The 25,559-nt window shown below is 50.6% G+C and carries 17 protein-coding genes; 10 read left to right on the plus strand and 7 right to left on the minus strand.

Features of this window, described 5'->3' with window-relative positions; all coding sequences use genetic code 11:
* Positions 1 to 77 precede the first annotated feature (77 nt).
* From HAV38_RS18140 to HAV38_RS18150, 3 genes are all read left to right on the plus strand, one after another.
* Positions 78 to 6,506, plus strand: coding sequence for a type I polyketide synthase (locus HAV38_RS18140; RefSeq protein WP_168056785.1), 6,429 nt, complete (start codon positions 78 to 80; stop codon positions 6,504 to 6,506).
* Positions 6,507 to 6,605: 99 nt separating this feature from the next.
* A complete protein-coding gene (locus HAV38_RS18145; protein WP_168056786.1) occupies positions 6,606 to 7,352 on the plus strand; it encodes a thioesterase II family protein in 747 nt (248 codons plus the stop codon).
* Between the two features lie 58 nt (positions 7,353 to 7,410).
* Complete coding sequence (locus HAV38_RS18150) at positions 7,411 to 8,013, plus strand: hypothetical protein (protein ID WP_168056787.1); 603 nt, start codon at positions 7,411 to 7,413, stop codon at positions 8,011 to 8,013.
* A gap of 406 nt (positions 8,014 to 8,419) precedes the next feature.
* Here the strand turns inward: HAV38_RS18150 and HAV38_RS18155 are convergent, their stop codons facing one another.
* Positions 8,420 to 9,931, minus strand: a complete 1,512-nt coding sequence (locus HAV38_RS18155) for a CoA-acylating methylmalonate-semialdehyde dehydrogenase (protein ID WP_168056788.1) — start codon at positions 9,929 to 9,931, stop codon at positions 8,420 to 8,422.
* Positions 9,932 to 10,041: 110 nt separating this feature from the next.
* Here HAV38_RS18155 and HAV38_RS18160 point away from each other — a divergent pair, with 110 nt between their 5' ends.
* A complete protein-coding gene (locus HAV38_RS18160; RefSeq protein WP_168056789.1) occupies positions 10,042 to 10,983 on the plus strand; it encodes a LysR family transcriptional regulator in 942 nt (313 codons plus the stop codon).
* A 221-nt stretch (positions 10,984 to 11,204) separates the two neighbouring features.
* Here HAV38_RS18160 and HAV38_RS18165 read toward each other — a convergent pair whose 3' ends face one another.
* Positions 11,205 to 11,453 carry a DUF3297 family protein gene (locus tag HAV38_RS18165; protein WP_168056790.1) on the minus strand — a complete coding sequence of 83 codons (249 nt, stop codon included), beginning with the start codon at positions 11,451 to 11,453 and terminating at the stop codon, positions 11,205 to 11,207.
* Positions 11,454 to 11,928: 475 nt separating this feature from the next.
* On the opposite strand from HAV38_RS18165, the gene HAV38_RS18170 reads away from it, so the two are divergent.
* Both HAV38_RS18170 and HAV38_RS18175 read left to right on the plus strand, forming a co-directional pair.
* Positions 11,929 to 13,698, plus strand: a complete 1,770-nt coding sequence (locus HAV38_RS18170; RefSeq protein WP_168056791.1) for a PAS domain-containing sensor histidine kinase — start codon at positions 11,929 to 11,931, stop codon at positions 13,696 to 13,698.
* Between the two features lie 298 nt (positions 13,699 to 13,996).
* Positions 13,997 to 14,842, plus strand: coding sequence for a FadR/GntR family transcriptional regulator (locus HAV38_RS18175; protein ID WP_168056792.1), 846 nt, complete (start codon positions 13,997 to 13,999; stop codon positions 14,840 to 14,842).
* Between the two features lie 103 nt (positions 14,843 to 14,945).
* Here HAV38_RS18175 and HAV38_RS18180 read toward each other — a convergent pair whose 3' ends face one another.
* Positions 14,946 to 16,268: a CaiB/BaiF CoA transferase family protein gene (locus HAV38_RS18180; RefSeq protein WP_168056793.1), complete on the minus strand. Its 1,323-nt coding sequence runs from the start codon at positions 16,266 to 16,268 to the stop codon at positions 14,946 to 14,948.
* 7 nt (positions 16,269 to 16,275) lie between these two features.
* Positions 16,276 to 17,280, minus strand: a complete 1,005-nt coding sequence (locus HAV38_RS18185) for a Bug family tripartite tricarboxylate transporter substrate binding protein (RefSeq protein ID WP_168056794.1) — start codon at positions 17,278 to 17,280, stop codon at positions 16,276 to 16,278.
* 821 nt (positions 17,281 to 18,101) lie between these two features.
* Here HAV38_RS18185 and HAV38_RS18190 point away from each other — a divergent pair.
* The 3 genes from HAV38_RS18190 (at position 18,102) to HAV38_RS18200 (ending at position 21,717) form a co-directional block, all read left to right on the plus strand.
* Positions 18,102 to 19,226 (plus strand): beta/alpha barrel domain-containing protein, encoded by a 1,125-nt coding sequence (locus HAV38_RS18190; protein WP_168056795.1) that lies wholly within the window; start codon positions 18,102 to 18,104, stop codon positions 19,224 to 19,226.
* A gap of 12 nt (positions 19,227 to 19,238) precedes the next feature.
* On the plus strand, positions 19,239 to 20,387 hold the full coding sequence (locus tag HAV38_RS18195) for an acyl-CoA dehydrogenase family protein (RefSeq protein WP_168056796.1): 1,149 nt from the start codon (positions 19,239 to 19,241) through the stop codon (positions 20,385 to 20,387).
* Positions 20,388 to 20,469: 82 nt separating this feature from the next.
* Complete coding sequence (locus HAV38_RS18200; RefSeq protein ID WP_168056797.1) at positions 20,470 to 21,717, plus strand: CaiB/BaiF CoA transferase family protein; 1,248 nt, start codon at positions 20,470 to 20,472, stop codon at positions 21,715 to 21,717.
* 47 nt (positions 21,718 to 21,764) lie between these two features.
* On the opposite strand, the gene HAV38_RS18205 is transcribed toward HAV38_RS18200, so the two are convergent.
* Positions 21,765 to 22,631 carry an oxidoreductase gene (locus HAV38_RS18205; RefSeq protein ID WP_168056798.1) on the minus strand — a complete coding sequence of 289 codons (867 nt, stop codon included), beginning with the start codon at positions 22,629 to 22,631 and terminating at the stop codon, positions 21,765 to 21,767.
* Positions 22,632 to 22,936: 305 nt separating this feature from the next.
* Between HAV38_RS18205 and HAV38_RS18210 the strand changes: the two genes are divergently transcribed.
* Complete coding sequence (locus tag HAV38_RS18210) at positions 22,937 to 23,845, plus strand: LysR family transcriptional regulator (RefSeq protein ID WP_245182438.1); 909 nt, start codon at positions 22,937 to 22,939, stop codon at positions 23,843 to 23,845.
* Between the two features lie 73 nt (positions 23,846 to 23,918).
* Here the strand turns inward: HAV38_RS18210 and hpaR are convergent, their stop codons facing one another.
* Together hpaR and HAV38_RS18220 are read right to left on the minus strand one after the other, a co-directional pair.
* Positions 23,919 to 24,482 carry a homoprotocatechuate degradation operon regulator HpaR gene (gene hpaR / locus HAV38_RS18215; protein ID WP_168056799.1) on the minus strand — a complete coding sequence of 188 codons (564 nt, stop codon included), beginning with the start codon at positions 24,480 to 24,482 and terminating at the stop codon, positions 23,919 to 23,921.
* 87 nt (positions 24,483 to 24,569) lie between these two features.
* Entirely contained in the window at positions 24,570 to 25,511 is a 942-nt protein-coding gene (locus tag HAV38_RS18220) for a bestrophin family protein (RefSeq protein ID WP_168056800.1), read from the minus strand.
* Between the last annotated feature and the right edge of the window lie 48 nt (positions 25,512 to 25,559).

The raw sequence follows: 25,559 nt of genomic DNA on the forward strand, positions 1-25,559 counted from the left end.
GGTGATATGCGTTCGTTTATTGCTCTGGATAATTTGCAAGAAGCTCTGTTTTCACTGAATTTAAATTGGACATGCATATGATATCTGAGCAGAATATATATGATTTTCAAAATCTCCCAGCGTTATTGCAGTATCGTGCGTCGTCTCTGCCTAGCAAGGTCATTTATTCTTTCTTGCGCAATGCTGATCAGATTGAAACCACGATCACTTATGATGCATTGAAAAAGCGCGCTTTTTCTGTAAGTGCATACCTGATGAAAAATAGCGAGCCAGGTAGCCGAATCGCACTATTATTTCCCCAGTGCCCGGGGTTTCTTTATGCGTTTTGGGGATGTCTCTGCGCCGGTCGAATTGCCGTTCCTCTCCCTCCACCACGTATTTCACATTTACAGGAGACATTAGCAAAAATCAAAGACATCATTGATTCAGCGGCACCTCAAATCATATTAACCACGCGTGAAATAAAAAAAGCGGTGCAGCTCCTCAAGCTTGAAGAGCAGATACTGTCAAATTTCATATGGTTAGCGGTTGAGGATATTGACATCGATGAAATAGATTTCGCTGTGATTAGTACGCCCGATAACGTCGCCATGCTCCAATACACATCTGGCTCAACTTCTCTGCCTAAAGGTGTGATGCTGACCCATGAAAACTTGCTGAGTAATATGCATTACTTCGAGCAAGGCATGGTACATGGCTCTGCTGCAAGAGTACTTACCTGGCTCCCACCTTTTCATGATCTTGGGCTGATATATGGCCTGCTTACGCCTGTTTATGTAGACGCGTCCTGCTATATTATGCCGGGTCCGATTTTTGCCCAACAGCCCGGGCGTTGGATTCAAGCAATCAGCCACTTCCGTATCACCCACACAGCTGCACCTAACTTCGCCTATGACAGTGCCCGCAAGAGCGTAACTGACGCGCAACTTGCGATGCTTGACTTGTCTTGCTGGAGCAGTGCACTCAACGGTGGCGAACCCGTACGGGCCAAGACGATGAATGACTTTGCCGAACGTTTTGCCGCGGTTGGTTTCGATAGATGCGTATTCAATCCTTGTTGGGGGCTTGCCGAAGCAAGTTGTATTGTGACGGCGACCCATAACGGTAGCGTTTCCTCTTTGCGTCATGATCGCCGTATTCCACAAGTTATATATGTTAACGGTCCGGCACTATCCAGCGGTGAAATTGTATATAGCGAACAGCATGCATCCGATGCCATTGCACTCTGTAGCTCAGGATCGGCATTAGCCGATACTGTATTGTCTATTGTGGATCCGCAGCACCTTACGATCAGCGCACCTGATACCGTCGGTGAAATTTGGGTTGATAACCGCGCCGTGGCTGCTGGCTATTGGGAACAAGCAGAAAAAACAGCAGAAATTTTTGCATGGAATATCGCACAGGAGCCTGAGCACCGAAGCTATATGCGAACCGGTGACCTTGGATTTATACGTGATGGGCAGCTATTCGTCACGGGACGAATGAAGGATATTGTCATTATCAGAGGTCAATGCCATTACCCACAAGATATCGAATGCGCCTTGGAATCGGCGCATCCAGAGATTCGGCAGGGTTCAGTCATCGTATTCTCGATTCAGACTGATAATCGAGAGGCCGTTGCAGCAGTTATTGAAGTATCTCGTCACTTTAAGCTCGGTGATAATACTAGTGAAATATTGAATGCACTGCGTAGAGTCGCCGCAGAAAACTGCGGGTTACAACTGGAAGCAATCACCTTAATCGCATTAGGTACGTTGCCAAGAACGACAAGCGGCAAAGTTCAGAGAGCCAGGGCACGGCGACAGTTTCTTGACCGACAGCTTTCTGTCAAATTGCAGTGGGTTCTACCAGAATTGGCAGGCATGCTGCAGTTTCCCGAGCAAGATATCTGTATACCCACGCACGCTCTGATCGCCGCCCCTGCTGTTCATCCAGATGAACAGCATATTTATAAATGGCTAGTACTGTGGATAGCTAAAACTAGTGGGCTAGATATATCAGCGATACAAGGCAACATACCGTTGAGTGACTATGGACTTGATTCGATCACCGTGGTTATGCTAAGCGGTGAAATGGCAAAGCAATTCGGTCTGTCTGATCTGTCACCAAGTACCGCTTATGACTATCCAACAGTCAAAGCACTGGCTGAACATATTGCACAACGCATCACCAATACATCACAGACTAAAACTTCTGCGACTTTGCAAGCATCAGATACGTTACCCGACAGCATTGCCATCATCGGTATGTCCTGTCGTGTTCCTGGTGCGGCTGATCTTGCGACGTTCTGGTCGCTGATTAAATCAGGTGCATGTTCGGTAGGGAAAATGCCACTTGAGCGTCAAGCGCTTTTGCGTCGCTTAGGCTGTGACCCTGAGGACATGTATTGCGGCTATCTAAACGACATCGATAAATTTGACCCGGCTTTTTTCAATATATCTCCGCGTGAAGCCGAGCAAATGGATCCGCAACAGCGCCTGTTGTTGCAGACGACCTGGCATGCAATGGAACATGCAGGATTAACCCGTGATATGTTAGATGGTTCCCGTACCGGCGTTTTCGTAGCGTTGTGTGCGACTGACTATGCAACATTATGCTCACGTGAAGGCATCTCACTTGATGGGCATGCGGGTGCAGGGCTGGCAACTAGTATTGCAGCAAGCAGGATATCTTATTGCTTTAATCTGAGGGGTCCGAGTTTAGTCATCGACACCGCTTGCTCATCTTCACTCGTTGCGATACATCAAGCTGTACAAAGTCTTGAACGCGGAGATTGCGACACGGCAGTCGTGGCCGGAGTAAACCTCATACTTAGTCCGCTTTTTAGCAGTCTGTTTAAAAGAGCAGGAATGTTATCTCCTACTGGCATGTGCCATAGTTTTGATACTGCTGCCGATGGTTATGTGCGCAGTGAAGGTGTTGCTGCGGTTATTCTTACGCGTGCAGATATTGCTCGGACCCGCCAGGATCGCGTACTCGCCTGGATTGCAGGAACGGCAATCAATCAGGATGGTCGTAGTTTTGGTTTAACAGCACCTAACGGTGAAGCGCAACGTGAAGTCATGCGTGCTGCCTTAAAGGATGCTGGCATTCTTGCCACCGCAGTTAATTATGTCGAGGCGCATGGTACAGGAACCGTGCTTGGGGATGCGATTGAGTATAGTGCCCTTGCAGACATTTACGGAAGTCAACGAGACACCCCCTGTCAGATTGGTGCTGTGAAGGCCAATATCGGTCATCTTGAAGCGACAGCTGGCCTCGCGAGTTTGATCAAGGTTATCCTGTGTCTGCGTGAGCAATCGGCCCCGCCACTGGCAGGATTTACTGTTCTCAATCCTACTTTTCCAAAAGCAAAGGGGCTGAAATTCGCATCCGACTCTTCAGAGCCGGTGGTGATGGAATATGGTGGTATGACGTCAATGGGTTTTGGTGGCACGAATGCCCATGTCATTCTTAAACGGGCTAATAATCCTGAGGCCTCAGTATTTGCTGAAGGACCTCGTATTCTGCCCCTGGCTGCCGCTTCAGCTGAGAGTCTTAACGATTTACTTACTCTCTGTGCTAAACATCTCAAATCTGCACCGGAACAATGGCAGGGTTTTACGGTCGCTTCTGCACATTATCGTTCTGCATTACCGTATCGGTTAGCTGTCGTTGGTAAGAATGCCGATGACATGATTGAACGCTTGCTCGCCAAAGTTGGTACATACAAAGCTGTGCCAGTGCATAGGCCACCACGCATTGCTTTTGTCTTTAGTGGACAAGGCGTACAACAAGTTGACATGGGAAGGCAATGGTACGAAAAAGTACCAATTTTTCGAAATAAAGTCGACCAATGTGACGATCTTCTGAAGTCGCGCTGCGGGGCATCGGTACGCGATCTTTTCGATGGTTCATTAGCGATAGATGTGGTCAAAGCGCGGATTGCGCATACCTCCGATGCGCAATTGATGATTGCTGTTTGCGAACTGGCACTTGCAACTTGGTTAACTGAGTGCGGACTGACTCCCGATTGTGTATTTGGCCACAGCCTCGGTGAATATGTGGCGGCCCATGTTGCCGGGGCACTTAGTCTGGACGACACGCTATATCTGATACATATACGGGGGCAAGCCATGAATGCTGCACCAGATGGCGGCATGCTGGCAGTACGCGCTTCGTTAGATAGAGTGCAGACACTCATAGCGCACCACAGTCTGGATGTCGAACTTGCCGCTATCAACTCGTCCGAAGACGTTACTGTCGCCGGTACAGTAGCAACACTTGAGCAATTCTCCAGGCTATGTCAGAGCCAGAATATGATGGTGATACCGTTACCTGTTGCTAAGGCTTTTCATTCTTCGCATATGACTGAGGCCGCTTCGCAATTAGCACAAAAAGCGGTCGCTATTATCAGCCAGCCACCGCGTATCCCTCTCTTTGGAAATGCAGAAGGTTCCAGAGTGGCGGTCTGTGATGCAAAACATTGGATGCATCATATGCGGGCATCGGTGAAATTTGGAGCGTGTACCGATGAAGCACTCGCTGAAGGCTATACAGTGATGATAGAACTGGGAGGGCGGGCGCTACAGCCATTTCTCTCCAAAGTATCACCAGACCGTGGCGTAGCGGTCGCAATGGCAGCAGGACGGGGTGAGTGGGAGAATGCACTATTGACGTTTTCTGAATTATATATGCTAGGCCTTAACATCAAATGGCCAGCAATATATGAAAATGAAATATCGACGCCAGACCTGTTGCCTTCCTATCCGTTTTCGCTCCAATCGTATTGGTTGGATCAGGAACCCGGTGCCGCGATAGTCACCAATCGTCAGTTGGCGGGTCAACCACTTTCAGATAATTCCGCTACACACGATACTGAAGCGCGCGTCGATACCGAGCAAGAACTCAAAATTATTTTGGGAAAAATGCTAAAACTTGCGCCAGACTCTCTTGATACTTCCCTTAGCTTTCTTGATCTTGGTGCTGACTCTTTAGTACTAATCGAAATGACACAAGTCATCGAAAAGCAATTTGATATCAAGCTAACGGTGCAACAACTGTTCAGTGAACAAAATACGTTAAAAGCGCTCTGTTCCTTCATGGGTAAAAGCGGAAAAAGTATTACTGCATCCCTCCCTGCCATCCCGCGTCCATCAATGATACAACCAGAAAAATTACAAGAACCAATCAATGTTTCGGAGACCGGAACAGAGGCGTTAGCAGCAATGACGGGAGCAGTGACAGCTGAGGTTGACGCGCATCTCCCATATCATGCCTTGTTTAAACATCAGTTGGACACCTTCCGGCATTTGGTTGAATCACAGATATCCTTGATGCAGAGCATAGGCAGTCAGCCTCATCACCAAAATCACGCGTCTTTTACTGCCGAGATCAGTCAAAGTAATTTGTCCAGGCAGTCCATGATCCCCCCATTTAAGCCATTTCAGGTTAACCATTCAACTACTTCGCAACCATTAAAAAATGCGCTAAATCAGTTTGCAGTCGCCGCATTTACATGCGCATTAACATCAATCGGTGAAAGTGGAGCGGTAGTACTTCCGGAGAGCGTAGATGCATTTTCCAGGAAATTAGGCGTGGTACCAGAACGACTTCAGCTCTGGCGTCGCGTGTGTACGCATCTGGCCGACGCAGGAATAATGCGTATCAACGAAGACGTTATTCAGAGCGTTTCTCTACCTAATCATAGTAAGGCTCTTATTGCTCTGGAAACGGCGTTGGAAACGTATAAAACTGTCATGCCATTAGATTCTGCGAAAACAAGTTGTGCGACTTTATTACTGAGGTGTGCCAGGCAACTGGCGAATGTTTTGACCGGGTATAAAAACGGAGCAGAGGTTTTGTTTTCCGGAAATGGAATAGATGAAGTTGCCGCAATTTACGCGACTGCACCGGGAACCGATGGCGTACATTCTGCTTTAGCTGAAACATTTCAATACGTGCTGAAAAACAGAATGGCATTTGATCGCCCCCTGCATATTTTGGAAGTGGGCGCCGGAACAGGTACGACTACCCACAAACTATTGCCACAGGTAGCATCGGTAAAAAACACCGCACAGCATTACCTGTTTACCGATATTTCCCCTGCTTTTGTTAACCGTGCACGTAAGACCTTTGAGAGTTGCTCTTTCATGGAATTCGCTGTGTTCGATCTTGAGCGCGAGATTGAGGAGCAGTCGTTACCGCATCAGCAATTCGATTTTATTATCGCCGCCAACGTTGTTCACAGCACCGCCGACTTACACGCCTCCCTTGGTCGCTTGCATAGCATGCTAACGCCGCATGGCACACTACTTCTGGTGGAATGTATTGCACAACAACCGTGGCTGGATTTGATTTTTGGTCTTACAGATGGTTGGTGGCGCTACATTGATACTGCATTGCGCCGCGAGGGCCCATTATTGAACGAAAAAACATGGCACAGTGTGTTGGAAAAACAAGAATGGCAGGAGGTGAAGGTTTGCACTTTTGACGATACGCAAGCCCTGGTGTATGCCCGTCGATAATATTGTAAGAGGCACGTTATCGTTTGACATATACCATACACGCACCATACACGCACCATACACATTTTTTCTCGAATAGCTAATGTTCAAGGAATATATATGAGCAGCACAGCTGGTTGTTGGTTCACGCATTTGTCAAATCATGCGCAAGCAAATGGGCGTTTATTCACATTTCCATTTGCTGGTGGCGGCCCTTCTGTTTACCGACATTGGCCGGAATTATTGCCTTCATTGGAAATATTCGCGGCCTGCCTGCCCGGAAGAGAAAGCAGAATCAACGAACCGCATGTAACGTCAATGGATGCGCTGATGGCGCAATTATTGCCCGCCATTGTGCCGCTTCTGGACCGTGATTTTTTCTTTTACGGCCATAGCATGGGCGCGCTGGTCGCATTCGAATTAGCACATGCGCTCAAGCAGCAGGGTCTTCGTCAACCGAAATGTCTTTTGATCGGAGCCTGTCAATCGCCGAATATCACTCCTAACAGCCATCGCCTTAATACATTGCCTGATGCACAGTTTTTTCGTGCGTTATCAACTTATGGCGGACTACCAGAAGGGCTGGCCAACTCAGCAGAATTGCAACAACTGATCTTGCCGACATTACGTGCTGATCTTTCTATCCCTGCAAGTTACCGATTCTCCGCAAATCCGCCGTTAACTTGTCCCATCATCGCGTTTTGTGGGGAAAGCGACATGATGGTGACTAAGCAGAACATGTCAGGCTGGCGTGACATGACATCTGCCAGCTATTTTCTTCACGAGATGCCCGGAGATCATTTTTTCCTGCATCCGCAGCGCATCCATCTACTAGAAATGATTAAGACCGGAATCAATATTTGGTAGCGTAAAAATAGTATCCATACGCTGATATGAACATTACTTTTTCCTGAAAGTGAAAATCATGGGTGCAAACAAGCAAAAAAATTTACCTGAAATATATGTACAATCCTCTGTTTTTCGTGAGAACGACGTCTATTCCCCAAGCATGGATAGTCAACAGTTGATATTGGATTTTTATCCAGACAATATTACCAATTTAATTCAAAGTCTTTCTAATATTACTTCTGCTTTTTACGGCAATATGCTCACACAAGTCGGCTTGAAATATGGAACGGATAAAATTGATGAAATCTCTAAAAATACAATTTATGCTCTCGGCAGAGCAACAGCACGACGTCATTTAGCACAGCACGACATTGAACAGAATGCGCAGGGAATTACAAAAATTATCATCGCAGCAGTGTTTACGGCGAACCCGGAATACCAGTTTGAAATTCTAGAATTTACACCCGACAAGATCGCAATGATTGTTCGTGGGATTGACCGTTATCATAAAATTGCTGTGGCAATGGGCATAGATAAGCACATCACATGGCCCGTAGTTGATACTTTTATCCGAGCAATTAATGATGAAATGGGCCTGAACTATACGGTTCATTTGAATGTAAAGAAGCTGGATGAATACAGTCAATGTTTTTACGACGTGGTTATTCAACAAGAATAGGACGCTGTTCGATTTGATCCAAATTTTCATAAATCATCAGACGGGACTTCCGCCGATTTAGTAGACACTTTTCAGTCAAACCGGGGATTTTGGGGTCGTCGTTGTTTTAACGCCCACAATTCAATATTCGACATTCTGCAACGCCTTGGCAATTGTGGCTTCAATCAAAAATACGAATTGCGCTTTCATTGCGCGATGACTTTTTTAGCTATTTCCTGCACTTGGGCGCGGACGCCATCGGGCGTCCTGAAGTTGCATTCCCTACGGCCAACGCTAGCGCAACAGCCGCGTTGGCGCAGCAGAAATGCAAACATTTACGGATTTTATAAACGTCCATCAACCGAGCAATTCGGCGACGCCCCAAATAACGGCGCGTCGACCGAAGCCGTTGATGTTTGCAGGGCTCTTACTTGGAAGTCGGCATTGCGAACTCGGCACCCTTCTCGGTGCTTTCTGGCCATCGCTGCATGATCGACTTCTGGCGCGTGTAGAAGCGCACACCCTCTTCTCCATACGCATGCGTATCGCCAAACAGGCTACGCTTCCAGCCGCCAAAACCGTGCCACGCCATCGGTACCGGGATCGGTACGTTGATACCAACCATGCCGACCTCGATCCGACGACCAAATTCACGCGCTACGTGACCATCGCGGGTATAGAGTGCAACGCCATTGCCAAACTCATGCGCATTGATCAGGTCAATTGCTTCCGTAAAGTCTTTCACGCGTACGCAGGCCAATACCGGCCCAAAGATTTCTTCCTTGTAAATTCGCATTTCCGGGGTGACGTGGTCAAACAACGTCCCACCGGTAAAGAAACCTTCTTCATGACCCGGCACCTTTATGCCACGACCGTCAACCAGCAGGGAGGCCCCCTCTTCGACGCCGAGCGCGATATAGCCTTCGATTCGTTCTAACGCCTGCCGGGTAACAATCGGGCCCATTTCTGCGTCCGCGTCCATCCCGTTCTTGATGACCAATGTGCGTGCGCGCTCGGCCAGCTTCGGAATTATCTTGTCGGCGACGTCCCCGACCAGCACGGCGACCGAGATTGCCATGCAACGCTCACCAGCGGAGCCGTAGCCTGCGCCAACCAGTGCATCAATCGTCTGGTCGATATCGGCATCAGGCATCACGACCATATGATTTTTTGCGCCGCCGAGTGCCTGAACCCGCTTGCCATTACGGGCGCCGGTCTCGTAGATATAATTTGCGATCGGGGTCGAACCGACAAAGCTGATCGCTTTGACGTCCGGATGTTCCAGCAGTGCATCGACAACTACTTTATCCCCTTGCACCACGCTGAAGATGCCGTCGGGCAAACCTGCTTCTTTCAGCAATCGGGCCATAAACAGTGCCGCAGAGGGGTCACGCTCACTAGGCTTTAAGATAAACGCATTGCCGGCAGCGATCGCAACCGGGAACATCCAGCAAGGCACCATGCAGGGGAAGTTGAACGGGGTGATGCCTGCGACGACACCCAATGCCTGACGCATGGTCCAGTTATCAATTCCGGTCGAAACCTGCTCGGTATAGTCCCCTTTCAGTAGTTGCGGGATGCCACACGCAAACTCAATGACGTCAATGCCGCGCGATACTTCGCCCTGCGCATCGCTAAAGACTTTACCGTGTTCCGCGGTGATGATGGCCGCCAGCTCGTCGCGATGTTTGTTCATGAGTTCGAGAAACCGCAGCATTACGCGGGCGCGACGGATCGGCGGCGTATTGCTCCAGGCAGGAAATGCCTGCTTCGCGCCAGCCACCGCTGCGTCTACATCGCTCGCATCACCGAGATGCAACGTTCGCGCGATAGCACCGGTAGCAGGGTTGTACACCGGCTGGGTACGCGTGCTCTCGCTTGGCACGACGCGACCATTAATGAAGTGCCCGACAGCCGCCTTGTCAGTAAAGCTTTGCATGATGTACCCTTGAGAATTTGATGAAGGAAACCTAAGTTTAGAAACCTTCCTCCATCATGTAAAGACGTAATCACTGAAATGATTGTTTTACTTTGTGAACAATAGAGAGCATGGAATCTAAAAACATCGAATCATTATGGACACATCTCCATTGGCTCACGATACTCGCCCAGCAAGGCAGCTATACCGGTGCCGCGACGCGGTTGGGTGTCAGCAAGGCGGCTGTGAGCCAACGCATTGCTGAACTGGAGCGTGCAGCGGGCGTCTCGCTAGTGCAGCGGACCACACGCAGTATGCGGCTGACAGAGGCCGGGCAACGGCTTGTAGATGAAACCCAGGCACAGTACGAACATATCGCCCGAAGCTTCTCCAGTGCAAAAGACTCGGCTGGCGTTGCGCGTGGAATTGTGCGGGTAACAGCGCCAGTCGCCTTTGCACGACAGCAACTTACTCCGCACATTTCACCATTTTTGCGCGCCCACCCAGAAGTGCGACTACAGCTAGAACTATCTGACCATCTGAGTTCGCTTTCAACGGAAGGTTTTGATCTTGCAATCCGTCACAGCGCGACCGCGCCAGACACCCATGTTGCGTGGAAATTATGCGATACAGCGACGGTTATCGTGGCAACCCGTGCATACTTGAAACGCGCAGGTACCCCACTCTCTCCGGAAGAATTGACCGGGCACAACTGCCTGTTTTATCCACGGGCGCAGGAAGTGCCTGCATGGGCGTTCGAACGCATTGACACTTGCAAGTCCAGCGTAAACCGCGTAACCGTTCCGATTAGCGGGTCATTCGCTGCAAACAATAGTGAATCCTTACGGGACGCGGTGCTTGACGATTTGGGGATTGCCCTACTTCCGGACTTCACAGCCCAGCAAGGCCTGCGTTCAGGAAAGCTGGTAAAAATTATGCCCGATTGGTTGCCCGTCGGCGCGTTCGCCAACCACCTCTATGTGCTGCGACCCTACTCTTCGCATGTCCCGCGCGCGGTATCAGAATTTGTCGCCCATCTGCGGAAAGTGTTCCAGAGCGGATTCGACAGCTAAATTATTTTGGAATTGCCCAGCCTTAATATTCGGTGCGCAAAAGGCGTGCACCGAAAATAAAGTTGCCCAACACATTGGCAGCCATGAAGGGCATACAGGCAACTTTCAAAGTAGGGAGCAGATGCGGTTCCACCTTTCGTTACTAGTAGGCCGTAATGTGTCGTAGGCTGCCACCAAAGACATTCAAAGAATGTTAAGAAATGCTAATCCAAGAACAGCACCTACCGATAGAAAGCTTCAACCGTGCCTTTTACTTTAGTCATTAAGGGGTTGCCATTACGATCTAGCGCCTTGCCGGCCGCGACTTTAATCCATCCCTCGCTGATGCAATATTCCTCAACATCAAAGCGTTCTTTATCGTTAAGTTTAATACCAACATGGTGTTCAAAGATGGCAGCATTATGGTAAGGGCTACGAGGATCGACTGAGAGCCGATCAGGAAGTGGGGGGAGGTTTTGGGTATCGTTCATGCCTGCAATTATCAACTATAAGATTCATAAAAACAATTTTTTTGCATCTAAAACTCGTGCCTCGATGATCATTCGCCTGTTATTTTCTATATTGCTCAAATGATAATAAATTTTCATGACGCTTTATCAACAGGTTGCTGCCAGTTTTGCCCGTTATCGTGCAATAATTGTCACAGTTTTAACTTTTTCGCCGTTGTTAACCGTATATCTTAAAGCCGGTCGAAAACGTAGGCGCCCTTGAGCTACTGACTAAATCGATGAAATTGGGGTAACAAGACCAAGACGCCACAACCACCCTGGCCCTTGCATCTGACTTTTTCTTTTACGCATCTTGGAGATCGGTGACAGCCGGGTGGAATAGAAAGCTTCTTAACGCATTCGTATAGCCAAATGCCAGACAAGCGAAGAACCTTTGGTATATCGGGCGGGCTTTAATTCCACGCTTCATTTATGTGTCGACAAAGGAATGTTGAAGATGGGGATTAACTGGCGCTGGATAAAAGTGCTGTGGCCATTAATGGTGGCGACGGCATTAATGCTTGGATGCGGATATCTCAGTACGAACATCATGTCATCAGTACGCGCTTATATAGGTGGGGAGGGGCTGTATTCAAAAAACCAGAAAGAGGCGGTGTTATTTTTGAATCAATATGCCGTATCACATAACGAGAGCGACTATCGAAAATTTCTTGGGGCCATCGCAGTGCCATTGGGTAATCAAGATGCCAGGTTAGCGTTGGAACAGCCGAATGGGAACCTAGATGCGGCACGTTCAGGATTTCTTGCAGGGGGCAACCATCCGGACGACATTGACGGCATGATTTCTCTTTTTCGCATTTTTCGAAAGGTCCCTTACGTCAGCGAGATAATCGCGATTTGGGCGGAAGGTGATCGCTACATCAATGCACTCAATCTTGAGGCCAAACGGCTTCATGTCAGCATCACGTCCGGTAATGATGACGAAGAATTCTTGCGCTCCAGTCTCGCGCGCATTATGCACATCAACACCCTTCTGAATCCATTGGAGCAGGAATTCTCCGCTAAAGTTGGTGACGCCTCTCGTAAAACCCAACATCTTTTGTTATTCGTAAGACTGATTATTGCAGCGCTTTTAATGACCTGTGGCTGCGTTATTTCCATTTCCATTTTAAGAAAAAACGATGAATTCCAGAAGGAGCTTTTATTCAATGAGGAGCGTCTCTGGCTTGCCATGCGTGGGACCAGCGATGGGCTGTGGGACTGGGATATTTTGCGTAAGTGTGCCTATTACTCGCCTCGTTTGATGGAAATATTAGAATTAGGAAGTGAAGAAGCAGTACACACCGAAAACTATTTTTCACAATTTATTGACCCAAAGTATCGAGACCACGTACGTACAGAGATGGCAAAAGCTTTGCATGCTAACTCGGTTTACGAAATAGAGTTTCGTCTCATCACGCGTTCTGGTAACTTGCGGTGGGTCAGGTCCAGGGGACAATCGGCGCTTGATGCAGCCGGAAGACCGGTACGCATGGTGGGGGCCCTTACTGATATCACCGAGCGCAAGGACGCAGAGTTAGCACTGCATGATTCACGGACGGAGCTACGTAACCTGGTTGAACACCAGGCAAGAGCGAAGGAAGATGAGCGCAAGCGCATCGCCCGTGAAATCCACGATGAACTGGGCAGTATGTTGACCGGTATTAAAGCGTATGTATCTGTGTCGATTGAGCGCGCCGTCAGTGCTGGTCACGCTCCCGAGCCGCTGCTGGTTCATGCCACCTGCCTGGCGGATGAAGCAATGGAAACGGTGCGCCGGGTCATCGCCGAACTGCGGCCAAGCGTTCTGGACGACCTCGGTATTTGGGTGGCGTTGGAGTGGTATGCAGGCCAAATTCAGGATCGCTCCGGACTGCAATGTAAATTTTCCATCAGCAACCGTGCAGCGATGGTCGCACTTGATGCCGAGCGCAGCATCATGTTATTTCGGATAGTGCAGGAAGCACTAACCAACGTAGTGCGCCATGCGGAGGCGTCGCAGATGACTATTATTGTCTTGCATTACAAAAATATTATCTTGGTCGAAATCAGGGATAACGGCAATGGTATTGAAACGGGACAACTACTGAACGGTGCGGCATGGGGCATACTTGGCATGCATGAGCGCGCCCGCCATTTCGGGGCACACCTGCACGTCAGCGGCGTATCTGGTCTGGGTACGACTGTAAGATTGCGTCTGCCACTTGATGGGGTAACGACAGAATAAAATCTATGGCATTCTTGCAGAGTCAGCAGTTACCGGTGTAGCTAACCTGCTTTGTGCAAAAAAGCGCGGAATGCATTGGACTAATTAGAGGCGTAGATTTTGTGATGCAGGTCCCTGTAGTACCGGCTTGACCGGTAATGCGGTAAAGCGTGAATGCGTTAATGCGTTAATGCTTGGCCGGAGTGAGGTGTACGACGACTCCGAAAGCGCCAGCAGATAATCGGAAAAATCCAACGCGAGCCGAAAAAAACAGGAATTTCAATTTATCGTTCAATAATGCCATGCTAATATAAATCGCATGACGAACCCTGTAACCAAGCTTCCGAAAGCGACAAACGTCGTATCCCGTGGACCTCAGAAAGCCGCCGCAACGGTCGCTGAGGAATTGCGCCGCCAAATCGTCACCGGCAAGCTCAAGCCTGGCGACAAGCTGCATCCCGAGAATGTACTACAGATCGAATTCGCAATCTCGCGTCCAACGCTGCGCGAGGCATTGCGCTTGCTCGAATCCGAGTCGCTCATCACCATAGCCCGCGGCAGGCATGGCGGAGCGCGCGTGAGTGCCATCGATGTAGGTGCCGCAGCACGCCAGGTCGGCCTGTTTCTGCAAATCGAAGGCACTACTCTGGACGACATCTGGCTCGCCCGTATCATTATCGAACCGCCAGCGGCGGGATTGCTGGCTGCGCTGCGCAATCCCATCGTCTTTGCTGAACTCGATGCCAATATCGCCGCCGCGCGCGAGGCAGCGCAAAACGATTTGATACGCTACGCCGATCTCAGCGCCGAGTTCTCGATGCTTATCACAAGACATTGCGGCAACAAGACGATCCATCTCCTTGCTTCGCTCATCTACAATATCATCCGGCGACAGCACGAGCATGTCACGGAACGGACCATCGAGAAAGCAAGCGTTGACAAGCTGCGTCAGGACAGCATACGAAACCGCCAAAAAATGGTGAAGCTGATGCGCACCGGCACCTCCACGGCTGTCGAGAAATTTTGGCGACTACATCTGGAGCATACGCGCGACTTAGTTTTGAGCGCCTATAAAGCACCCATGACCATAGACGTGCTGAACGAGCGGATCGGCAAACCGCGCCCGGTCGGCATCGTTAAGCGACCCTCACGTCTGGCGCGGTGAGTTTAAGACGCGACTGCACTTATCTACTTATCACGGGATAGAAAGCAGATATCGACGGAGATGACGAGGCAGAAGAATGTGTGGGGTAAGTGACAAAAATAGTTCAACGACCAACTATACGGCGCTCCCGTAGTTCAGCCAGGGCCTGATCGGACAAATTCAATTCACCCTGCAAAACATCCACGTTTGACTCGCCCAGATGCTGACCAGCCCAGCGAATAGTTCCAGGCCTGCGGGAGAGCCTCGGAACCGGTGACGTAAGACAAACGACACCACGGTCATGATCCGGCACATTAACGAAGTTGCCGCGCGAGACAACTTGCGGGTGATTCATCAAATCGTCGATACTCTGAATTTTTACCGCAGGAACATCTGCCGCCTGAAAGGCCGCCAGTGCTTCTTCCGTTGTGCGCGTTTTCAACCACTTATTGATGGCGGCATCAAGCAAGGGGCGGTGCGTGACCCTATCTTTGTTGAGTTTAAACATCGCTTGTTCCGGCATTTCGGGGTGGCCGACAACGGTCATCAGGCGACCAAAGACGCGGTCACCGGTACCGCTGACGAAGATCCACTCATTATCTCCGGTCAAGTAGGCACCGCCCGGCGACACATAGTCGGGCGTATTTCCAGTCCGTTCGGTAACCTTTCCTTCATGCCGGTATTTCATCGGGATGTCTTTGAGGAAGGGAATCATGGTCTCGTAGAGCGCCAGATCCACCTCGTTGCCAACGTTATCTTTGTGCAGATGTTTACCTAGCATTGCCGTTACCGCGCCGAAAGCTGCCCATAAACCGGCCGTGAAATCACACACCGGTAATCCGGCTTGCTGCGGTGCGGTATCCTTTTCTCCCGTTACGTACACGAGGCCTGAAAAGGCTTGAGCGTTGCGGTCGAAACCAGGCGTATCGCGCCACGGTCCGTCCTGTCCATAGCCGCTAATGCGCACAATAGTAATATCGGGACGTTGCTCTTTCATCCAGGCCGAAGTAATACCCCATCGATCAAGCGTTCCAGGCCGAAAGTTTTCAATTAGAATTTCAGTCGTCTTGAGAAGTTGACCTAAGATAGCGCGACCTTCTGGCGTCCGCACATCAAGCGCAACCGACCGCTTGTTACGGCCAATTGTCGACCACCAGTAACCGCTATCGCTTTTACCATCGGAAGGAAAAGCACCTAGCGTACGCATAGGATCACCCACCTCCGGCAATTCTATCTTGATGACATCAGCGCCAAAGTCTGCCAATAACATGGCGGCAAAGGGAGCAGAAATGAAAGTGCCGAGCTCAATTACCCGCACTCCCTTGAGTGCGGGTGTCAGGGCAATATCGTTTTGGGATGTGGTAAAGGTCATGGCAGAAAGCGTGATTTCATTGGAAACCTTCGGGATGAGATAACGATAATAATGCTGTGCGGTGAGCGATGACAAATTTTGGTCATTTTGCAGTCCCAATTTTTTTAGTGAGCTGCTTCGCTTTCTCGGCTTCCATTTTTAGATCAGCACTGAACTGTGCGTTAGTGGGGTTGATCGCCTGAGCACCCATCGCGACAAGACGCTCTTTGACTTCGGGGTTTTGCATGGCGTCGTTAATAAGGTCGCTTAGCGTGGCCACCACGTCTCGTGGGGTTGCAGCCGGTGCCACAAAACCGTACCAGACAGGGCTGGGGAGATAGCCCGGTATGCCGAGTCCTTCAGCAATCGGCGGAATATCAGGAAAAAGTGCCGAGCGGTGGGTATCAAATACCGCAAGGCCACGAATCTTTCCTGCACGCAAATACTGCTGCACGAGCGGCACCACCACGGGAAACAATGCAATGTGACCCCCGAGCAAATCGGTCATGGCCTGGGAGGTGCTTTTATATGGAACTTCAACGATATCGACCCCGGTGACTTGTTTGAAAATTTCCATCTCTTGCTGACTGATGGTGCCGGGGCCAGAAGAAGCATAGGTCAGTTTACCGGGGTTTGCCTTTGCATAGGCCACCAGTTCTTTTATATTATTGATCGGTAAGGTAGGGGACAGAGCCAGCACCAATGGAATAGTAACAACTTTCGCGATGGGCACGAAGTCTTTAATAGGATCATAAGGCGGCGTAGATTTTTGGACCGGGGCGATCACGAATGGATTAGCGACAATAAGGACGGTATATCCGTCGGGTGCTGCTTGCAGCGCGGCCAGAGAGCCTATCACGCCCCCGCCACCATCGCGGTTCTCGACAATCACGGAGACATGGGATTTTCGGGAGATGCTCTGGCCGATCGTGCGCGCCATGACGTCGCTCCCGGTGCCTGGCGAGTACGGCACGATAATCTTGATTGTCTGATTGGGATAGGGGCTGGCGTGAGCGGCTATTGCGACGCTTGCCAACGATAGCGCCAGGCATAATACCTTTCCCAATTTGGTCTGACGATTTGTTCTACTGATAATCCATGAATACATTGCTGTCTCCTAAAAAATCAACCTAAACGTGAAAATTGTCGCGCCCTATACGGGTCTGTAACATTTTTTATTGTATAACTATTTAACTTCTGAATGCAACAATAAACGTTTTCTATAACAATCTCCCAACTTTTATAAATTTATTTTCATCATGCTAAAGACTTTTTTCACGCCGTCCCCGACGGACAAAATAGTAGATCTGATTGGGTCCGATTGTGCACACGCACACGCGGTCTTACGAACTATTTCAAACTTACTATTACGAGAAAATATCGTTATAAAAAAACCGTTTTCCATAAAATATGGAATCGCATAATACGTTATCGAAATCATTCGAATTGATCCCCACAGCGCATTTTTTCCATGCCGTTTGCAGTGCAATCTCCCTATACGCAAGTCTGATCTACCTTGTAGAAAAAATAAATATATGTAAATCCGATACCCCCGACTATTGCTGCTAAATGTACCTTTTCGGCTGCTCCCTATCATAAAATTAAATGAATAAAGGATTGCGCTGACGGTGCGACCGCATAGTGAAATGAGACAGAGAAAACTGTTCCATTTGAATAACCGGGAAAAAGCTGCGTTCAAAATTTTGAAGTATCGGAACCTGTGAAATACTGATTGGCGTATCTGATTAATGCCGCCCTCCTCTGTGGAAATAATCTAAAAATAAGAATCGCCGTTTTTACGCACAATAATCTTAAATAGTTATACAATTGAATTTGACGATTGATTATCCGCTTTCCGACCATTGCGCAATTTTGATCATATTGGTTCTCGGAATAAGTTGAACGACTGAAAAGAATAGGAGGACATCTGTGAATTGGCCGACCGTTATTTACAACGAAGAGGTGATGAGAGAAGGTTTCGGGATAGAAGACGTGGGCATCACTCTGGACGCCAAGGTAGCGTTTTTGGATGCCCTTTCCGAGACCGGCTTGAAACGGATTACGGTTGGCGCTTTTGTCAGCCCTCTCTTCGTTCCGCAGATGGGATGCTTCGAAGAAATGCTACGGAAATTCCGCCCAAAAGAGGGGGTGACGTATTTGACCTTTATACATAACCAGAAGGCTAAGAAGCTGGCTGAGCAGTACTCTCCTCCCCTGACAATTGAAGAAGAGTTCTGTACGCTATTTCTGGACATCTGTGACGTTCACCAGCGCAGGAACGTTAATCGTTCCGTCGAGCAGATGATGGATAGCTGGCCGGAGGTCATTCAGAACGCAAAAGAACGTGGGATCAGTAAAGCCCGTATTGGTATTGGTTCCGCTTGGGGATCTAACTTCATGGGAAAGTTTTCTCAGAGCTATCGCTTCTCTTTCCTTGAACGCCAGATGGGTTTATTAAATGCAGCCGGAATCACCGTATTTGAGATCGGATTGCATGACTCTCAGAGTTGGTGTTTGCCGCATGAGATGGAAGAGGATCTCAAACAAATCAAGCGTCTTTGGCCCGAAGTCAAACAGTTCAATCTTCATATGCATAACGCGCGCGGTATGGCGTTACCTGCAATTTATACCGCCTTGCGCACTCTGGACTCCGACGACACCGTGATCATCGAGGGAACGCTTGGAGGTATCGGAGGCGGACAGTTCGGCGGGAACGGTCGCGCCTCGGGAATGGCAGCGACGGAAGACGTCATTCATATGCTGGAAGGTATGGGCATTAGCACCGGGGTGGATCTGGACAAGGTCATCGACTGTGTATGGATGCTAGAGAAAATCATTGGTCGCGCGGGATTCGGCCACGTGGCCAAGGCCGGACCAAGGCCCATGAATCCGGATGCGTTCTACGATCCGAACATGCCGGGGGTGGAAAGTCTGGAAGCGGTCAAGCATTTCAAGCTGGGGCCGAAAGCGTACGAAAAAGAAGGTTACTCCCCATGGAAGCACCCCATCTCTGGTCCCTACTATCAAGGGCCGCGAGAATCTAAAAACGATTGACAAAAGGAGACGATGATGGACTTTAGTTATTCTGATAATCAACAGATGATCCGCGATTCCGTAAGACGATACGCCGAGGCGGAGCTTCTCCCCCAATACAAACGATGGGACACAACCGGCGAGTGGTTGACCAAGGATTTCATGGATAAGCTGATCGACATGGGATTATTACGGTTGCGGCTTCCAGAAAAGTACGGCGGGCAGGGTTACTCGTTCGTCGACTGTGGGATCGTGTGTGAAGAGATCGGCCGGTGTGACCATAACATCAGATACATTATCAGCAATGCCATTCACCTCGGCGAGATGGCCTCGTCCATGGCACCGGAGTTGCAGGAGGAATGGATTCCGCGTATCGCAAACGGCGAGATGATGTCGCTGGCGTTCACCGAACCACGCGGTGGCGCCGATGCAGGCAACATCACGACCAAAGCCGTCAAAGATGGCGACCATTACATCATCACAGGTGAAAAAACCAGTATCACCTTTTGTGGCGTCTCGAAGGTGGTGTTCGTCTCGGCACGAACCGGTGGGCCGGGACCAAAAGGACTTTCATTCTTTCTTGTTCCGACCGATCTTCCTGGCGTTACAGCCGCACCTTTCGAGCGCATGGGACAACGGATTGATCGGGCGGGCAGCTTCTTCTTTGATAATGTGCGGGTGCCCGCACGAAATATGATTGGCGCGGAGAATCAGGGGTTCATCTGGGCAATGACGATCATCGGTTACAACCGAAATTTTGTCCCATTGGCCTGTATTGGCGCAGCCCAGAAATCCCTCGACGAAACAATTGAGTACGTCAAGATCAGACAAGTCATGGGTCGTTCGCTTTCAAAATGGCAGGGCGTCGCCAATGAGCTCGCGATGGAGGCGACCAAACTGGAAGCGGCACGCATGTTGTGTTATAGCGCCCTATCATTGAAGGACAAAGGCCTGCGTCATGACAAGGAATCGTCGATGGCCAAATGGTGGGGCGTGAAGGCGGCCAATGAAGTTCTGTATACGTGCATGCGTTTGCACGGCCATTATGGATGGGCGAAGGAATTCCCATTCGAACAACGCCTGCGGGATTGTCTGGGGATGGAGTCTGCGGACGGGCCGCGTGAGGTGCATCTGGGCATCATCGCGCGTGACTTGCTCGGGAAAGAATTCGCCCCGTTTTGAAACATAACCGAACGAAACCCCGCCTGATGATGGGATCAAGTGCAGCAACGACGGCGGGCGCTTTAAGAAAGGGGAAGTACGCATGAAGCTAGACGGACTCCGTGTTATCGATCTTTCGCGCTTTTTGCCCGGGCCGATGTTGACGCAATTCATGGCCGACCATGGAGCTGAGGTCATCAAAATCGAGTCAGTTGATGAGGGTGAGCCGACCCGCGCCGTCGGCGAAATACGCGACGGTATCAGCGTATTTTTTGCCAATACAAGTCGCGGCAAGAAAAGTCTCGCGTTAGATCTGAAGCAGCCCGCCGGACGCGAGGCGTTGATGCGACTGGCCGAGGTCTCGGACGTTGTCATTGAGGCGTTCCGCCCCGGCGTAGCCGATCGCCTCGGCGTCGGGTATCAGCACATCAGCGTGCGGGCGCCACACATAGTATATGCATCGATCTCTGCCTTCGGACAGAGCGGCCCGTATCGTGACCTCGCTACGCATGACCTCGCGATTGAAGCGATGGCAGGTGTGCTGTCGCTGAATCGGGGCCGCGACGGCGCGCCTGCAATTCCAGGGCTACCGGCGGCAGATATGCTTGCGTCTATGGTCACACTCTCAGGCGTGATGATGGCGCTGCTTCGCCGGAAAGAAACCGGTCGGGGGGATTTTATAGACATGGCGATGGCCGATTGCCTGCTCGCTGCTATTCCGAATAATCTCGATACAGCCATGGCAAGGAGGCAACAACCTGACGTCCGCGAGGCGCGCTCGCTTGGCGGGAACGCGCTCTATGCAATTTACGACACCAAGGATGGCGACTGGATCGCGCTTGGCGGGCAGGAGATGAAGTTCGCTGTCAATCTTCTTACCGCGCTGGGCCGTCCTGACCTGATCGATCTGTGCAGACTTCCGCCAGGAAAGGGGCAGGCTCCCGTAAGCGACTTTCTCAGCGCAAGCTTTCGTACGAAAACCAAGAACGAGTGGGTCGCGTATTTTAAGGGCCGCGATATCCCCTTCGCGCCCGTGCAGACACTGCCTGAAATGCTCGACGATCCGCACTTTAGGCAGCGTGGAGCGGTGATAACCGATGCCCGCGGCTGGGACCATATCGGCAATCCGATTCGATTCACGGACGAACCCGGACGCATGCGATTCGAGCCGCCAGCGCTGGGACAGCATTCGCAGGCGATTTTGCAAATGCTGCACTATTCGGAACTTGAGATCGCGCAGCTCAAAAAGGATGGCACCGTTAAAGAAGCGACACCGGAAGATATCTTGCGCCATAGCGGTTTGGCCGAAATGGCACCCGTAACGTGCGGTCAAAAGGAACCACTTGCTTAAACGCATTTCAGTAAACTTCTCAGCAAATGTGACTTAATAAACGTGTATTAAATACCGTTCAATGCCGCCAATGCCTCCGCATCAAGTTGCAACGCCCCCGCCGCAATATTCTCGCGCAGATGTGCAAGCGATTTGGTGCCAGGAATAACCAGTATATTGGGAGACCGTTGCAGCAACCATGCCAACGCGACTTGCATAGGATTGACTTGCATTGAGGCGGCCACACGGGTCAACGTATCGGACTGCAGCGGCGTGAAACCACCGAGTGGAAAAAATGGCACGTAGGCGATCTGTTGCGCAGCCAGCATGTCGATCAACGCGTCGTCTTCACGCTGGGCCAGGTTGTATTGATTCTGCACACAGACGATCTCGGTCATTCGCTGCGCCTCGGCGACCTGCTCTGCATTAACGTTGCTAAGCCCGATGTGCCGTATCAGCCCTTCTTGCTTCAATTGCACCAATGTGTCCAGCGAAGCCGCCAGCGACGATCCATCGGGACGGGCGACGCCGGGTGCGCGCAGATTGACGACATCAAGCGCGTCGCATTGCAGGTTACGCAAATTGTCGTGCACGGCGTCGCGCAATTCCTGCGCGCTCGCGGCCGGTATCCATGACGCATCTTCGCCGCGGCGAAAGCCAGTCTTAGTGACGAGGGTCAATCCATCACGATAAGGATGTAAGGCTTCGCGGATGATTTGATTGGTAACGTGCGGCCCATAAAAGTCCGAGGTATCGATGTGGTTGATGCCCCGTTCAATCGCTTCGCGCAGAACGGCCACCGCACCAGCACGATCCCCAGGCGGCCCCCAGACATGGGGGCCAGCCAGTTGCATTGCGCCATAACCCATGCGGTTAAATGAAAGAGTGCAATTTGCTGGCGTAAAGCGGTCGTCGGAAGGTTGGTAAGCATGCATAAAAGCTCCTTTGGTTGTGATTCGGTTAGTTGGGCCTTCGCGGCCGACCTTTCTATGGCGCGGCATTGCCCCTCTTACGACATTGTAGCGACGTCTTGGTTGTGTGATAATCCGCTCAACGCCGAACAGGCTGTTCGGCATTTCGCACAATCAATGTAAGAGTCCGTTCACTATCTGCAACTAGCCGACCTCGATGGTGAAACAGGACGCGGTAAACCCAGAATGGTCTTGAGATCATGAGGATTATCACCACCCCACGTCAAATTACGTTCGCGCAGTCAGTTCGTGGGAGGGTGCAAAGGAAAATGATGCGTTCAGAAACCTATTCAATGGCTGATTTATCAACCTTTGCCCTTGTGGCCCACCACAAAGGCTTCCGTCAAGCCGCGCGCGCCAGCGGACAATCGGCCTCGACTTTGAGCGAGGCAGTACGGCGCCTGGAAAACCACCTCGGCATACGCTTGCTGCTTAGAACCACCCGTAGCGTCACGCCGACAGAAGCCGGCACGCTGTTATTGCGGCATCTGACGCCCGCATTGAACAATGTTCACAGTGCGCTCGACGTCCTCAACGATTTGCGCGACAGCCCGCGCGGCACATTGCGGTTGAATGTGCCGGTAATCGCTGCCCGCTTTTTCCTGCTACCCGTTCTCAACGCCTTCATGGCCCTCTACCCAGACATTACGCTGGACGTCGTAGTGGATAACAACTTTGTGGATGTCATCGCCAGCGGTTGCGATGCTGGTATCCGCTATGGCGAACGATTAGAGCAGGACATGATCGCAGTCCCGATCGGCCCGCGTACGCAACGCTTCGCGGTGGCTGCGGCGCCGACCTATCTGGCGCGACGTGGTATGCCCGCTCACCCGCGTGATCTGCTAGAGCATGCCTGCCTGCGTGGCAGGTTCCTTAGCGGCGCGATGCATCCGTGGGAATTCGAGCGCGACGGCCAGAAGTTATGCGTCGAGCCTACCGGCCCGTTAATCATCACGCCGACCGTCGCCGACATTGCGGTCAGCGCCGCCGTGGCCGGGCACGGCATCATCTACCTGTTCGAAGAATGGCTGGCGCCCTACTTTGCATCAGGTGAACTGGTTCCGGTATTGGAGGAATGGTGGCAAACCTTCCCCGGCCCGTACTTGTACTTTTCGGGGCGACGCCACCTGCCAGCGCCGCTAAGGGTCTTTGTTGATTTTATTCAGGCATCGGTCTAGCACGACGCAGCAGCAGTATGCTATTGCCTGACGCTAAATGCTCTGAGTGCCTAACCGTACCAAAGGCTAGCGATTATTGCTTGCTCGCCTTACGATTACGTGCGGAGGACGCATCGCTTCGCGCCAATGGGATGGCCTTAGCAGCCTTACCCGCCTTACTTGTCTGGAGCACAACCGGTCCTGGTGATAGCGGGACATGCAAAACGACCTCCGGTTCCGCGGCGATGAATCCTTCAAAAGCATTTAACAGATCAGCCATCACCGGCTTGCCGAAAGCCTGCTCGATAAATTTGTATTGCAGGTCAATTAAAGGAGCGATCTCGCGGATAAGCTGATCCCCGCTGGGGGCCAGCTGCACCAGCACACGTCGCCGATCATCGACAATCCGGTTGCGGCAGATCAAATCAACTTCTTCCATGCGGGCCAGAACGCCCGCCATGCTGGAACTGAGTATCTGAGTCATTTCGCATAACTCGCGCGGTTCAAGCTGTCCGTACTCATCTAGCAAACGCAGTATTCGCCACTGCTGCTCAGTCACGCCAAAGTGATTAAGAATTGGCCGAAAGTGAGACATCAGCCGTTCCCGCGCTTTCAGAAATAGTTGCGGCAGATTGCTGTAGGCGATGCGATGCTTCAAATCGTACTCCGTTTTATTTGGTCAGAAGGTTGAAAATAGATGCTTCACTTTAGTTAGGAGCAGGAACCGACTTTTGTTCAACGTCGCTTAGGTCAGACAATAATCGACCACCTCAAGCGGCTTCGGAACATGTTCGTCATCGAGTGATTCCCGCAGGTTAATTTCGATCGTGCGGCAAATTGTATTTAATGGCAGGTCGTTCGCTTCCGTCCCGAATGGTTCTTCAAGCTCGTCACCCAATGCATCCAGACCGAAAAAAGTATAAGCAACAATGACGACTACAAACGGCGTCATGAATCCAATTGAATCGACCAGCCCAAACGGCAGCAGAAAGCAATAGATATACGCGGTGCGGTGTAATAACAATGTGTAGGAAAAGGGAATCGGCGTGCCTTTTATGCGCTCGCAAGCGGCTGCCGCAGAGGCCATGGAAGATAAGGTGGCATCAATCTGGCCGACCAGACAGGGGTCAATGCGCCCCTCGTTTAAACAAAGCCGCAAATCCAGCCCCATTCTTCGCATTAGAAAATCGGGCTTGTTTGATGACTTGCCGATTTGTTGCCACTCGGGCTGCACAAGCAAATCTTTCAACTCATTATCTGCTTTTGAATCCCGCAGATGGTGGCGCAAAGCATGCGCGAAAGCGATCGCGCGGTAAATCATGCGTACCCGGATATCCGCTAAACCAAGGTTCGCCGCGGCAGGCTCCGGGTAGGCAATGAGGCTTTGACATTGTCGCGAAAGGCTTCGACTTCTATGGACCAATTCACCCCATAATTTACGCCCCTCCCAAAAACGGTCATAGGCGGCATTATTACGAAATCCCAAAAAGATCGCTATCGGCAGCCCGATCAAAGTGAACGGTATCGTCGTCAGTGTAATCTTCAGATCAAACAGATCGCCATGTGTCAGCGTTACCAAAGTAGCGATCAGGGTATTGACGATCAACGATGGCAGAATCCGTGGCATGACTGAGCCACGCAGTAGTAAGAACAGTCTGAATCCGGATGGCCGATCTCTGATAATCATTAGAAGTCTTTATTTTATAATTTCACTAATATGTTAGTGATTATAGGC

Origin of the sequence: Glaciimonas immobilis, assembly GCF_011947285.1 — a bacterium.
Classification (GTDB): Bacteria; Pseudomonadota; Gammaproteobacteria; order Burkholderiales; family Burkholderiaceae_D; genus Glaciimonas; species Glaciimonas immobilis.

What these genes read in the sequence shown, in the direction of transcription:
- HAV38_RS18160 (WP_168056789.1), top strand. Translation starts at nt 10,042, where the DNA reads ATGGAATCTAAAAACATCGAATCATTATGGACACATCTCCATTGGCTC.
- HAV38_RS18165 (WP_168056790.1), bottom strand. Translation starts at nt 11,453, where the DNA reads ATGAACGATACCCAAAACCTCCCCCCACTTCCTGATCGGCTCTCAGTC.
- HAV38_RS18200 (WP_168056797.1), top strand. Translation starts at nt 20,470, where the DNA reads ATGAAGCTAGACGGACTCCGTGTTATCGATCTTTCGCGCTTTTTGCCC.
- HAV38_RS18220 (WP_168056800.1), bottom strand. Translation starts at nt 25,511, where the DNA reads ATGATTATCAGAGATCGGCCATCCGGATTCAGACTGTTCTTACTACTG.
- HAV38_RS18140 (WP_168056785.1), top strand. Translation starts at nt 78, where the DNA reads ATGATATCTGAGCAGAATATATATGATTTTCAAAATCTCCCAGCGTTA.
- HAV38_RS18195 (WP_168056796.1), top strand. Translation starts at nt 19,239, where the DNA reads ATGATGGACTTTAGTTATTCTGATAATCAACAGATGATCCGCGATTCC.
- HAV38_RS18210 (WP_245182438.1), top strand. Translation starts at nt 22,937, where the DNA reads ATGATGCGTTCAGAAACCTATTCAATGGCTGATTTATCAACCTTTGCC.
- HAV38_RS18145 (WP_168056786.1), top strand. Translation starts at nt 6,606, where the DNA reads ATGAGCAGCACAGCTGGTTGTTGGTTCACGCATTTGTCAAATCATGCG.
- HAV38_RS18205 (WP_168056798.1), bottom strand. Translation starts at nt 22,631, where the DNA reads ATGCATGCTTACCAACCTTCCGACGACCGCTTTACGCCAGCAAATTGC.
- HAV38_RS18185 (WP_168056794.1), bottom strand. Translation starts at nt 17,280, where the DNA reads ATGTATTCATGGATTATCAGTAGAACAAATCGTCAGACCAAATTGGGA.
- HAV38_RS18150 (WP_168056787.1), top strand. Translation starts at nt 7,411, where the DNA reads ATGGGTGCAAACAAGCAAAAAAATTTACCTGAAATATATGTACAATCC.
- HAV38_RS18155 (WP_168056788.1), bottom strand. Translation starts at nt 9,931, where the DNA reads ATGCAAAGCTTTACTGACAAGGCGGCTGTCGGGCACTTCATTAATGGT.
- HAV38_RS18170 (WP_168056791.1), top strand. Translation starts at nt 11,929, where the DNA reads ATGGGGATTAACTGGCGCTGGATAAAAGTGCTGTGGCCATTAATGGTG.
- HAV38_RS18175 (WP_168056792.1), top strand. Translation starts at nt 13,997, where the DNA reads ATGACGAACCCTGTAACCAAGCTTCCGAAAGCGACAAACGTCGTATCC.